Origin of the sequence: Methanobacterium sp. (assembly GCF_038562635.1) — an archaeon.
GTDB lineage: Archaea > Methanobacteriota > Methanobacteria > Methanobacteriales > Methanobacteriaceae > Methanobacterium_D.
In genome coordinates this window covers 432365-445975 of the sequence record NZ_JBCFBO010000002.1, presented here as the reverse complement: position 1 = coordinate 445975, position 13611 = coordinate 432365, and the positions used below count along the sequence as shown (strand labels likewise).

General features: G+C 32.2%; 10 protein-coding genes. 7 read left to right on the top strand and 3 right to left on the bottom strand.

Annotated elements, in window-relative coordinates; all coding sequences use genetic code 11:
- Positions 1 to 21: 21 nt before the first annotated feature.
- Entirely contained in the window at positions 22 to 144 is a 123-nt protein-coding gene (locus AAGU07_RS14245) for a hypothetical protein (RefSeq protein ID WP_342459756.1), read from the bottom strand.
- A gap of 418 nt (positions 145 to 562) precedes the next feature.
- On the opposite strand from AAGU07_RS14245, the gene AAGU07_RS14240 reads away from it, so the two are divergent.
- The 6 genes from AAGU07_RS14240 (at position 563) to AAGU07_RS14215 (ending at position 9521) form a co-directional block, all read left to right on the top strand.
- On the top strand, positions 563 to 1708 hold the full coding sequence (locus tag AAGU07_RS14240; RefSeq protein ID WP_342459755.1) for a DUF763 domain-containing protein: 1146 nt from the start codon (positions 563 to 565) through the stop codon (positions 1706 to 1708).
- A 908-nt stretch (positions 1709 to 2616) separates the two neighbouring features.
- Positions 2617 to 3606: an ATP phosphoribosyltransferase gene (locus tag AAGU07_RS14235; protein WP_342459754.1), complete on the top strand. Its 990-nt coding sequence runs from the start codon at positions 2617 to 2619 to the stop codon at positions 3604 to 3606.
- Between the two features lie 189 nt (positions 3607 to 3795).
- Positions 3796 to 5769, top strand: coding sequence for an FUSC family protein (locus AAGU07_RS14230; protein ID WP_342459753.1), 1974 nt, complete (start codon positions 3796 to 3798; stop codon positions 5767 to 5769).
- Positions 5770 to 5944: 175 nt separating this feature from the next.
- Complete coding sequence (locus tag AAGU07_RS14225) at positions 5945 to 6712, top strand: hypothetical protein (RefSeq protein WP_342459752.1); 768 nt, start codon at positions 5945 to 5947, stop codon at positions 6710 to 6712.
- Positions 6713 to 7202: 490 nt separating this feature from the next.
- On the top strand, positions 7203 to 9134 hold the full coding sequence (locus AAGU07_RS14220) for a histidine kinase dimerization/phosphoacceptor domain -containing protein (RefSeq protein ID WP_342459751.1): 1932 nt from the start codon (positions 7203 to 7205) through the stop codon (positions 9132 to 9134).
- A gap of 126 nt (positions 9135 to 9260) precedes the next feature.
- A complete protein-coding gene (locus AAGU07_RS14215) occupies positions 9261 to 9521 on the top strand; it encodes a hypothetical protein (RefSeq protein ID WP_342459750.1) in 261 nt (86 codons plus the stop codon).
- A gap of 2 nt (positions 9522 to 9523) precedes the next feature.
- Here the strand turns inward: AAGU07_RS14215 and AAGU07_RS14210 are convergent, their stop codons facing one another.
- Both AAGU07_RS14210 and AAGU07_RS14205 read right to left on the bottom strand, forming a co-directional pair.
- Complete coding sequence (locus tag AAGU07_RS14210; RefSeq protein WP_342459749.1) at positions 9524 to 9994, bottom strand: DUF1284 domain-containing protein; 471 nt, start codon at positions 9992 to 9994, stop codon at positions 9524 to 9526.
- A gap of 47 nt (positions 9995 to 10041) precedes the next feature.
- Positions 10042 to 10704, bottom strand: a complete 663-nt coding sequence (locus AAGU07_RS14205; protein WP_342459748.1) for a biotin transporter BioY — start codon at positions 10702 to 10704, stop codon at positions 10042 to 10044.
- A 695-nt stretch (positions 10705 to 11399) separates the two neighbouring features.
- On the opposite strand from AAGU07_RS14205, the gene AAGU07_RS14200 reads away from it, so the two are divergent.
- Positions 11400 to 13481 (top strand): histidine kinase dimerization/phosphoacceptor domain -containing protein, encoded by a 2082-nt coding sequence (locus tag AAGU07_RS14200; RefSeq protein WP_342459747.1) that lies wholly within the window; start codon positions 11400 to 11402, stop codon positions 13479 to 13481.
- Positions 13482 to 13611 lie beyond the last annotated feature (130 nt).

Below are 13611 nucleotides of genomic sequence, written 5' to 3'. Positions count from 1 at the left end.
ATATTCTTTTTTAATTACTTCTCACATGTTTACAAAATCTCTCAAACCCTTCGGGTTTGGAGCCCTTGAAAATCTTTGATTTTCAGGGCCACGAAACCAGAGGTCTTCAAAATCTGTGATTTTTGGTCCACGGAAACGAAGCATTCGAAAAACTTCGTTTTTCGATGCGTCAAAAATCTTCGATGTTTGACAGTTTCCGTAGGTTTTGATGGCACAAACCAAAGGTTTGTAAGCTTCGATTTTGTAACCGTAGGAAACTCTCGAAATTCGTAGAATTTTAGAAAATGCTTGCATTTTCTAACCTTTGGAAATCTTTGATTTCCAATGCTCAAACGCTTCGCGTTTGACAGTCCCAAAAACCTATGGTTTTTGAGGATTTCGGAGCACAAACACATAGTGTTTGTAAGTTACATTTCCTCGGACCTAAACATGGAATGTTTGAGGGCCGTGAAAATTTTTAGTTTTCACATGCTCTTTAGTTAATTCTTTATTATGAAAATCCAAAAATAGAAATGGAAACGTTATATTATCATTTGAAACTTAATTTTAAATGTGAGATAAAATGCATGCAAAAAGAGGAGTGGCAAACCTCCCATTACACGGAGGGCACGCGCCGAGATGGCTGTTTGACAGAATGGTTAAGCTAGCTGGAGGCATAACAGATGTAATTTTGTATGAATATGGTACAGACGAGTTTTTAAGGAGGATATCAGATCCACACTGGTTCCAGGCGTTTTCATGCGTAATTGGATTTGACTGGCACTCATCAGGGACCACGACCACAACCTGCGGTGCGTTAAAACTTGCAGTTGACCCCCAAGAACATGGAATCATGATTGCGGGAGGAAAGGGTAAAAATTCAAGAAAAGCACCGTTAGACATCGAAACGGCGGCTGATTTTTTCTCATTATCTTCAAAGAAAATCGATGAACTTAAATATTCAAGCCGTATTTCTGCAAAAATAGACAATTCATGCATTCAAGACGGCTATGGCCTGTACCACCATTCATTCTTTTTTACAGAAGGCGGCAACTGGGCAGTTGTACAGCAAGGACTGAACAATAAAAATAATTATGCTAGAAGATACCACTGGCTTTCGCAGTCCATAGATAATGTTATAGAAGAACCTCACAATGCCATCTGCTGCGATGAATCCCAGTCAAATACTTTGAATATGACCTCAAATCAAAGCAGTGATACAAGGGATATAAGTGTAGACATTATATGTGATAACCCTGACCATTTACGGCCTTACTTCAGAAAAAAATCCCAGACACTTCTCACTGACTTTTTTGACGCGCCAGTACATTCAGATAAGTCTAAAAATTATAAAGAAATGAAAATGCCGAGGCACCATCCAGTACTCGACATGGATATAAGTGATCGAGAATTTGAAGTCTTAAAAAGGGCATACGAGCTTCAGCCTCAAAATTACGAAGAGCTTATCACCCTTGAAGGGATAGGGCCTAAGAAAATAAGGGCTTTAGCATTGATCTCTGATCTGGTCTATGGAACCGAGCCAAGCTGGAGAGATCCTGTAAAATACAGCTTCACCCACGGTGGAAAGGACGGATTCCCATATCCTGTTGACCGGGAAGTTTACGACCATTCAATTCACACTTTAAAAGACGCTTTAGATGAAGCTAAACTGGATAAAAAAGATAAGTACAATGCAATTAAGAGATTGGAATCATTTATTAAATGTTAAATTTGTTGATTTTTAGTTAAACTAAACCTAAAATTGAACTTAATTTCTAAGAATATTCTTTTAAAAGAATATTTTTAATTATTATCTGTAAAATAAAAGTAAAAAGCCAGGGCAGACAAGTTTAATTGAGGTTTTAAACATTGATTGGAATAATAGTGCCCTGACTCATAAGATGTTATCTTGATCTAGATATTTAAACTTTTAGTTCTGTATGTTTATATAGTTTTTAAAGGTATTTTGGGAGCATATCATGCTTAAATAAAGAATTTATGTATGATTTGAATAATAAACAATTGAACTATTGAATCAATTTAATAAATTGAGATTTCAATGACAAATTTAATTGTCAAAATTTATGACTATCTCACCTTAGGTTTTGCTGTATTAAAAAACATAGATTTTCATTAACTGTTAAAATCTGGATTTTGACATCACGAAAATTATAGATTTTTTCAACTGTTAAAAATTGGAAATTTTTGACGTCACAAAAAACTATCGAAATCTTTGATTTTGATGTTTACGAAATTTCAATTTCGTAACAGCAAAATTCGTAGAATTTTACATGCATCGAAAATTCTACAAATTTTCGAATGCTACGTTTTTTGTCGACTTCGTCATATCAACGTTTAACGAAGTTAATTAGTAGGGTATACTTCAAAAATTAATGAACTAAAACATTTAAAGATCATGAAAAATATGCTACTGCAGCTATATGTGGTCATTAATTTACCCTGATTTTTAAAAATTACTAATTTCTATTTTAAAAATATTAATTTCGCCTACTGAAATTTAATAATTTGGAATTTAAACATTCTTTTAAAATTATAATGCTCCCATCTTAAAGATTATTTAGATAGTTCAAAACAATATCGAAAAATTTTAATTACTCTTTTCTATATTAATGTAGTATGGAGAAAATAGTACTTGGTCTCCCGAAAGGGAGCTTAAATAATGTAAACAGAGGTAACACTTACCAGTTATTTGTTGATGCAGGTTATGAAGTCAAAGGATATGAACCAGGTAAGGAAGAAAACGAAATATTGATAGCAAACGATCCTGAAATTAAAGCATTTCTTTCAAGGCCTCAAAGCTCTCCTGTGGAGCTTAACCGAGGAATTCTTGATATTGCAATCGTTGGCGAGGATTGGGTAAGGGAAGAATCTGTAGAAAGTGGGGAAAACTTAATAAAAAGAATAGGTGACCTTGATTACGGTCAAACAAAGCTTATTGTGGCTATACCAAATGAGGCGCCTTACAACTCACTTACTGAGTTTTTCAGGGCAAATAAAGATAGAAAAACTCCAATACTGTGCTTTACAGAGTACCCTAACTTAACAAGGCAGCACATCATGAACAATGATGGGTACAAAGAGATATTTGGCGACAGTAAACCATTCGTTCAGGTAAGAGGTCTCAGGGACGGAGATAATAAACAGGTCCAGATCATCAATTCTGATGGTGCAACTGAGGTTTATATAGCAAAAGGGGCTGATTTAATCGTGGATAACACCCAAACTGGAAGCAGCCTTAGAAAAGCAGGGCTTAAAATCCTGGAGACAATAATGGAATCAAGCGCAGGACTATATGCTGGGCCTAGCTGCTCTGGTAAAAAAGCCGAAAAAGCTCAAATGATGTTTGAACAGCTTTTCGGAGCAATCACCGCTAGAAAATACTTCGATGTAAAATTTAACATATCTAATGAAAAATTGGAAGAAGTTAAAGGATTTTTACTGTCAAAGGGTTTCTGCTCTGACGAGCCTACAGCTGTAAAAGGGGCCAGCTTTTCTCAGGTGAATGTTTTAATTCCTAAAACTAAATTCCCTGCAATGCTCAGGGGAATAAAAAGCTACGGTGCTTCTGCAATTGTACGTGAAAACGTCAAGCAGTATGTTAAATAATTTTTTTATAATTTAATTATTTATTTTTGGATCTTTGTTGATTCATTAATTTTTATTAACTTAACATGTATTTTTTTTAATTTTTCTTTTTTACAATATCTAATCTACTTTGGCCGTGGTGGTGATATACAAAGTTATAATAATAATAAAAACAGAATTATTATTTTAAAAAAAAATATTGGGATTAACATGGAAAAAATAGGTTTAATAGGTAAATTTAAAATACTTGCAAGACCTACTGGAAGTCCTAAGTGGGGGCATGCTGTTAGGGCTATTATTTTAATGATTTTGGCAGGTTTAATAGCTCATTTTTTGGGCTTTGATAAAGGAATTGGGGTTATAATGTTTGTAACTCTTTTAGCCAGTATAATAATTGATATTTCTCTTCCTATTCGTAAAGTAGCTATTTTAGCAATTTTAGGCCTTTTTATGACAGTTTTAGCTTTTTTAAGTGCTTATTTGGCCTTATCGAGTCTTGAAATATTTATTTTCTTTACAGTTGTATGGGCATTTTTCACCACGTCTCTCTATATTTTTGGGGCTGCCGAAGGTTCTTTAGGATTTACATTCTTTTTAATTTATTTTGTAGCAGTTTTAATGGTTAATACAGGCTCAACTCCAGTAGAATGGTGTATTTACAGTGTATTACCTTACTTGGTAGTTTCTATATTATTTATTCCTAAAATATGGCTCGAAAAGAAAAGAATAAGAGAGATGGTGACTGTTGGATTTAATCCCCAGTCCTCAATTCAAAGTGTTTTCCTTACACTAAAGGTCCTCTCTGGAGTTTCCTTAAAATCTAATTATTATGATATTTTTAAGCTCGGAAGCTATTTGAAGGGTCTAAGGGCGTACAGTGATTTAATCGCTTCAAGATTACCTTCAAAATCTAAGGAATGCTTTAATAACTTTTTAGAGGCTGCAGATAAGTCATCGTTAAAGGTTTCAAATAATTTTAAAGGTAACGGTGACATGGTGGATCTAAAGGAAATGGATAATGCCCTTTTGGAGGTTGAATCCTGCTTTTTGGAAAATAATAATGTGGTTTTTGAACTTTCTCGGGGTATAAATGATATATTGGATAAAAGCAATAATTTACTTTCTGGAACTTCAAAAAAAGATGTAAAAAAAATAGAAACTTCTAAAATATCTTTTAAGGAAGTTTTGGAGGCTAACTTCAATATAAATAACATTTATATCCGTCATACTATTCGTTTTACCATTGCAATGACAATTGCGCTTATTTTAGTTTATTTTAATCATGAAAGGAGTGTAATATGGGTTACAATGGGGATTTTAATTATTTTAAAGCCGGATATTACCAGCACAGTTAATAACTTAATTTCAAGGGTAGGAGTCAATTTGTTTGCTATAATTATAGCCATAATCCTTTCATTCATATTCCCCCATTATGTTTTGATCTTTCTGGCTTTTATAATGCTTTTTTTCTTTAGGGCATTTTTCCCAGGCTACATGGCGCTTTCTATAATGGCCATTACAGTTTTCATTGTTCTGGTGTGGCCCACAGGAACTGTATTTGAAAATGCAATTGCAAGACTTGTAGACATTTCTATAGGAGGAATTATAGCTTTTATATTTGCATATGTGATTTTACCAAGCAGAGTCACAGTTAATCTTCCTGATCAGTTGATTAAAACTATTAAAGCCAATATAAACTGTGCTAATCAGGTTTTAGCTATTTCAAAAAATTATGATTCTAATATAGTAAAATGCTTTAAAAAGTATATTGGAGAAGACAATAATCTTGAGGCAGGAATAAAGAAATTGGAAGATACTTTTGAGGATATAAATGATGATCTTGAGCTGTATAATGGGCTGATGATTTTAAATAGAAAAGTAGCTGCTGATTTAACAGCTGCATCTGCAATACTTTCTAAGGATCCTGAAAAATTGCAGCAGGATAATGATATACATGTCAAACTTAAGGGTATACTTCATAAATTTGAAGTTTCATTAAATGGGGATATTAATCAATTAAAGCTGAATCCAGATGTTCTTAAAATGGATCATTCCTATGATCTTCAAAATAGTGAATTGGAACAGCTTTTAAACTGGATAGCAGCGGATATTCAACTGATTATTAAAGGTATGGAAATAGCTGTTGAAACAGGAGCGCTGTCACGGTATACCAAGTTAAATTAATGCTCATGTTTCTTATCCTCTGTAAAATTTTTACGTGTTAAATGATAAATAGGGCTGACATGTTCAAAAAAATTCTATCTATTAACAAGCTTACATAATTTAAATAGTGATATTTTGCACATACACTTAAACATGGAGTGTAGATTACTTATAATTATTTAATGGAGGAGATTTATTGAAACAATTTTTAATTACACCTGCAGCTGGTAAAAGGTTAATAGCAAAGGCTCTGGCAAAATATTCTGCTATAACTAAAGCTTTTAAATCTGGAACCTTGGTAATCATTGCCGGTACTACAAATGGATACGCGGCTGAAGAGATTTTATCCAGTATAGATCAACTGGAAGGATTTTCAAGAAAAAGATTTTTCAGAGGTATTGTACTCCCTCCAGGAGGACCTGTAACTAGTGCTGGACGTGTTAAGGATGAAAGTGGATTTCCTGGCGATGTAATAATTAAAGACGGCATCTGGCAGAAGGGACTCACTATTTTTGACGTTGTAGATGACCTTAAAGAGGGTGATGTTATACTCAAGGGTGCAAATGCCCTTAATTTACCCCTCAAACAGGCAGGTATTTATATTGGCGATCCTTTTGGAGGTACTATAGGAGCAGCACTGCAAGCTGTAGTTGGACGTCGCGTTCGGCTGATTTTACCTACCGGAATAGAAAAACGTGTTTACAATGATTTGAATGATTTAGCGCTGCGTTTAAATGTTCCAGGAGCACATGGCCCCCGTTTGCTTCCTGTACCTGGAGAAATATTCACTGAAATTGATGCTATATCTTTACTAACTGGAGCAAAGGCAGAAATAGTTGCAGGCGGGGGAGTAAGCGGTGCTGAAGGATCGATCTGGCTTGCAGTTAGTGGAAAAGAGGAACAAATAAAATCAGCTGAAGATTTACTAAATTCTGTTGCCTGTGAACCATTTTTTGAATTTTGATATGTAATAATATGAATTTAAAAACTATTTAGATTAATTTACAACCATTTTTGGTTCTATTCTTTTATTTTAATTTATTTAAATAAAGTATAATTGGGCTTTGAACGCTGTAATAAATTAAAAAAAGAGCTAAAAAATACATAAATTAATTTTAATGCTTACATTTAAATATATATTACTTATTATTTAATATTTAATTTATTATGCAATTATTATCAATATTATTTTATAAATATCTATTAATTAAACTTTGATAATGATATAATTCACAAATATCTTTTTTTACTATTTAAGCATGTGAAAACTAAGCACAGATATGCCAAATAAAAGTGATCCGTTTGAATCATTTGTTAATAAATTAAAGGGAGCAGGTTCATATAGTAATAACCTTAAAATGCGCTTCATTTCATTTCGTAACTCTGTTATAATATCGTTAATAGTTTTAATTGGTTATTTATTTATTGTAGTATTATCTACGGATAAAAATTCAATGGCATGTTTCAGGGATATGGTAGGCCCTCTGATTGAATTGGTAGTAGGTTTCTGTTTATTTTATGCAGCAAAACTTTCAGGTGTCCATGGGAGAAAAGTACAAAATTTTTGGTTAATTATAGGTATTGCTTTGCTGTGTTATAGTATAGGTGATGTAATATGGGCTATAATGGAATTAGTTCTTCATCAACAACTATTTCCTTCATTTGCGTCTATTTTTTACTTTTTATTTTACTTTTTATTTGTTTTAGGTATACTTTATCTTCCAGGAGAACCCCTTTCCAAAAATAAAAAGATCAAAATGATATTAGATACATCTGTAATATCTATAACTGCTGGCATTATTTTTGGAATCTTTTTTTTACCTTACATTAATTCAAGTTATGGTTTGAACAAGGTGAGTATAGCTTATGCTGTAGTAGATCTTGTCCTTTTTTTGGCATTACTGAGAATATTATTCAATAATTTTAAAGGTTTTTATCGCACTCCTCTGCTGCTTTTGGGTATGGGTATCTTTTCTCAAATTGTAACTGATAATATTTACAGTTTTCAAGTTATACAGGGGATATCTGTTTCAGGAGGTTTTTTAAATGCAGGGTGGTTGTTGGCAATATTATTTATGTATTTAGCTGCCTCTTTTGAAATAGATCTTTTAATGGGCAATAAAAAATGCATTGAATTTGAATTGTGGATACATAAGTTTAATTTCCCGCCTTATTTGCCTTTATTAACTGTGTTGATCACATTTGTCCTGGTCATACTGGTGAATAATAATAAAATTTCTATAAGTGGACTGTATATTGAAGCTGCTGTTGGAATTATCATACTTTTGGCAGTCTTCCGACAGGGCATTATATTGAATGAAAATGAAAATCTTTATGTGGCGGCAAAAAAAGAGATTGAAAGCCGTAAAAGATCTGAAGAAGCGTTAAAATTAGCCAATATTTATAACCGTAGTTTAATTGAAGTGAATTTAGATCCTCTTGTTACAATTGGGCTTGATGGGAAAATTACTGATGTTAATAGTTCTACAGAAGCAGTTACAGGCTATTCACGCCATGAACTTATAGGCACTGATTTTTCAAGTTACTTTACTGAGCATGATAAAGCTCAAGAAGGATATAAAAAAGCTTTTCAGAATGGATCCGTAAGAAATTATCCCCTTGAGATACAGAATAAGAACGGAAAATCTATACCTGTTTTGTATAATGCAACAACCTACAAAGATGAATCTGGTAGGGTTATCGGTGTTTTTGCGGCTGCACGTGATATTAATGAACTTAAAAAAGCTGAAAATAAACTTAAATCCTCTTTAAATGAAAAAGAATTACTGCTTAAGGAAGTCCACCACAGAGTCAAAAATAACATGCAGATTATAAGCTCTTTATTAAGCCTTCAATCTAAATATATTAACGATGATTTGACCATACAGGTTCTTAAAGAAAGTGAAGTGCGCATAAAAGCAATGGCTTTGGTGCATGAATCAATTTATCTTTCTGATAATCTATCAAGTATCCCTTTTCAAAGTTATGTCCAGAGACTTGTAATGGATATTATAGTTCATTATGATGCCCAGTGGATAACTCCCAAATTCAATATTGAAGATATAATTTTTAATATTGAAACAGCTATCCCTTGTGGTTTGATAGTAACTGAACTGGTTACGAATTCCATTAAATATGCATTTTTAAAGGACGATGGAGTAATTAGTGTAGAATTTACTCGAGAAATGGACAAATTAAAATTAACTGTAAGTGATAATGGGGGAGGGTTACCTGAACATTTATTACATGAAAAATCTAACTCTTTAGGTCTTTTACTTGTTGAAATGCTTGTAAATCAGCTGGAAGGTGAATTAAAAATAGATAATAGGAATGGAACAACTTTCACCATCATTTTTAAAGAATTAGAATATACAGAAAGAGTTTAAAGGCTATTTTATATAAATTTACTTTTAAAATAATTAATGGATGTTTTAAATACAGTAACATTAGGTTTAAATAGTTTTATTACGCTATAAATAAAATATATAACAAATACTACTTAATGAGATTATATGACGGAATTACCTTACAGATTTACAATTGGTCAAATTAAAGAGGGCTATATTGAGCTTCATCCTGATTTTAGAGATGAGTTAAGTTCAGAAGAATATGCAGTAGTAATTCCACTTGAAGATTTCAATACCTATCGAAATGAAAACAAAGTAAATACTGAAATGATATTTGAATTTTTAGAGATGGTCAAAGAAAAGAGTTTATATGATATAATGGTTATTATGAAGCAGTTAAAAGAAGAATTAGACGAATCAAAATAGAATTATTTGCTGATTAACTCTGTACTAACTTCACATTTCTTTAGATACCAGAGACATTTTTCACTCCATCTGCAGTCTCCACATATATCTTTCAAGTCAAAATATGTTTTTAGTTTTTCATTTGTAATTTTAAATATTTCTTCTGCTTCAAAAATAGATCCTGGGGATATATCTAGTTTTTTAAGTACTTTTAGGTCCATTGCTATGATTTGGTTATTGGCCGTCAAAATCTTTGATTTTGGGCCCCCGAACACTTTGTGTTCGAGGGATTCCTGACTTTCTTGACATTTCCCCTTTATATTGTATGGACAGCAGGTACAGATTGCATCAGCCTCTGTAACTATTTCTATTTTGTATTTGGGAAAATTTTGCAGGATTTCAATTACTCCAGCCATATTTTTGCTGAAATCTTCGCTGTATCCGTATCCCTGGAATCCCTGCATGCATAAAAGGTGGTGTGCTCGAATTTTCATTTTATCAAAAGTTTAAAAATAAAAAAATTAGAAGATCCTGATGGTTATCAGAATATTCTCCAGTTTGCTGCTTCTTTAACGTCTACTTCTTCACCAAATGCTTCTTTAGGTGTTATTGCTTTAGTTAATGCTGCTGCCCCTCCAATCTTCATTATGTCGCCAATAACGAATGGAAGAACTCCCATTGCAAGTAAACTCCATAAAGTTGGTTGTGCACCGTTTGCAGTCATCCATAGGCTTAAACCTATTACTCCGGGAACATATAACATGATGAAGTTTGCAATAAACATCAATCCAAGCATAGATGTAAAGCTTCTTGCTCTAATGTATTTATCAGTAAAATGGCCGAGGAATAAGGACATGATAATAAATCCAATGAGATATCCGCCACTTGCACATAAAATTGCATCAAAGCCTCCTGACATTCCAGCAAACCATGGGACTCCAATTAAGCCTATTACAACATATAGGGCTTGGCTAATTCCTCCCCAGTATCTACCAAGGATAATTCCAGCCATTAACACTGCAAAGGTCTGTCCTGTTACAGGTACAGGGGTCCATGGAAGAGGTATTATTATCTGCGCTGAGATCCCTGTAATACATGCCATTATCAAAGCTAAGACAGTTTTATTTACAAATGAGGAATCATGGCGCCATTTAAAGAAGTTGTACCTCTTTTCGAAATAACTATTAACCATAGGTGTTTGCATTATTTTGCCTCCTAATTAATATCACTTTAAAAAAATATCATAATTGATATTTAAGTATATTTTACACATAATTCAAAGAATTTTGTGAGCGTCAAAAAATACTGATTAAAAAATCGTGTATATTGCATATCGAGGTGAATAATACTCTCTAAATGAGTATTTTATCCCATTATTGATTAGATTTAAATATTATAAATACTTTGTTTTCATATTTGGGGATATGGTGTAGTGATGTATTGAATTAAATTAGAAAAATATACATTTAATGCTATAAAATAATTTTGGAAATGGTTCTGTTGGGTTTATAATCATTCTTAGCGTTTTATTATAAAAATAGGAGGGATAATATGGTTAATTATAGTGGTATATGTTATTCTTTTTTTTAATGTGACATAAAAACTGATTAAATTGATGTTATGTTTTTTATTAATCATAATAACTCGAATTGAAAGGAAATATATTGATATGATGCTATACAAATTAAAGAAAAGTTATATAAATTAATATTACAAAAACAAGTTTATATGACTAATATTCACTTTTGTTGTAAATTGGTACAATTTAAATTTTGGGGCGTCTGAGAAATGAATATATATGCGTTAGTATCGCTTTTATCATCTATTTTATGTATTTTTCTTGCTAATTTTATTTATTATAAGAATACCAAGAGTAAGTTAAATCAACTAACTGCATTAATGTGTTTTATGCTTGCATATCTATTGTTCCTTGAATTTGGATACAGGCAGGCAGAAACGTATTATATGGCTAATTTATGGTATATTGGTAGTTTTATATGGATTATATCTGCATCACTTATTTTACATGTAGTTTTAGTTGTCACTGACAGGTTAAACTCTGAAAACAAAGTGAAAATCCTTTCTTTGATATATGTTCCATCAATAATTGTTTCAATTTATTTTATTATATCCAACTTAACATCTGTGAATATGGTACGAGAATACTGGGGCTGGACATATTCTGTACAGCTTAACCCTTTACTTTTTGGTTTAAGTGATCTGTGGTTAACAGCCCTTATAGTTACATCATTAGTTTTAGCTTATTTGCACTATAGAAAATCCGATACTGAAGAAAGAAAGCTGGCTAAATATATTATTTTGGGATTATCTTTCACTATGGCGATAGGTATCGCTACTGATATCATGTCGTCATTCTCTATTAAAATTCCTGAAACATTTTATACGGCAGCTGTTTTAGGTATAGCATTACTATGTTATGGAATTGTGAGGTATAGAATCCCTCAATTAACTCCTGCTATGGCTGCTGATGAAATAGTTTCTGCAATGTCTAATTTTTCAGTGTTAATAGACAATAAAAATAGAATTAAAAATGTTAACAGCATAGGATTAAAATTATTAGGCTATAGGCAATCAGAAATTTATGGAAAAGATATGAAAATGATATTTTCTGAAGATTTAAGCGCTTTTAAAGTTTATAAAGCTACAGAAAGTTGTATTTCTAATTTTGAAACAATTATGAGGGCTAAAGATGGAAAAGCTATACCTGTTCTTATGTCTATAGCTCCTATTAATTACAGTTCTCATAAATTAGGCATATTATGTGTTGGCAGTGATATAACTAAGATTCGGCAGAAAGAATTACATAAAAACCTGTTAACTCAGCAAATAATTGAAAGACAGGAAACTTTACTGGAGTTATCCCAAAAAGATTTGTCTAACATGCCTGAAGGCCTACAAAAAATTACTGAAGCATCTTTTAAAACACTTAATGTTGATCAGGTAAGTATATGGTTATTCGATTTTGATAAAACAAAAATCATTTGTCAGGATTGTTATAATGGTAAAAGCCATAAGCAAGGCTTAATTTTGGAAGCGGCAAAATGTCCTCGCTATTTTGAAGCTATGAAAAAATTTCATAATATAACTGCTGCCAATGCTCAAGGTTATTATTATACTTCTGAATTAAATGAATCTTACTTTAAACCTAACGGCATCTGTTCATTGTTGGATGTTCCTATATGGCTGGAAGGAGAATTATTGGGAGTACTTTGCCATGAAACCTTCAAAACTAGACACTGGAAATTTGAAGAGCAGGATTTTGTATCTTCACTTGCAAATTTAATATCTTTAGGACTGGAAGCTTCTAGACGTAAAAAAGCAGAGGAGGATCTCAAAGCTTCCCTTAAAGAAAAAGAAATTCTCATGAAGGAAATCCATCACCGGGCAAAAAACAATTTAACAATTATATCAAGCCTGTTAAATCTGCAGTCCCGCCATATCAACGATAAAGAAGCATTAGGTGTTTTTAGAGAAAGCCAGAATAGAGCTAGATCTATGGCATTAATCCATGAGAAACTTTACCGGTCAGATGATTTAAGGAAAATCGATTTTGGTGAATATATTAGGAGCTTAACTATAGAACTCTTCAATTCTTATAGAGCATCTCAAGGAATCGAATTAAATATGGATATATCTAATATAGATTTAGATATTAACACGGCAGTTCCTTTAGCTTTAATTGTAAATGAAATTGTAACTAACAGCCTGAAATACGCGTTTCCTGATAAAAAAACAGGTAATGTATCAGTACGCTTTGCTAAAAATGCCGATGAGATGCAGTTAATTGTAGAAGATAATGGTATAGGGTTCCCATGTGACTTGGATTTTAGAAATACAAATTCATTAGGTATGCAGCTTGTAACCAGCTTAACCGATCAAATAAAAGGCAGTATTAAGCTGGAAAGAGATGAAGGAACTAAATTCATCATTGATTTTAAAGAAAAGTTTTACAATAATTGAATTTTTACATTAAATATTTTTAAATTATTTTTAACTGAAAAAATTTCATTTTAAATGATGTAAACTCTTAACTTATAATTTAGGCAGTGCTGGATGCTGTCAAAAAATGAATTTAAACGAAATATGCTGG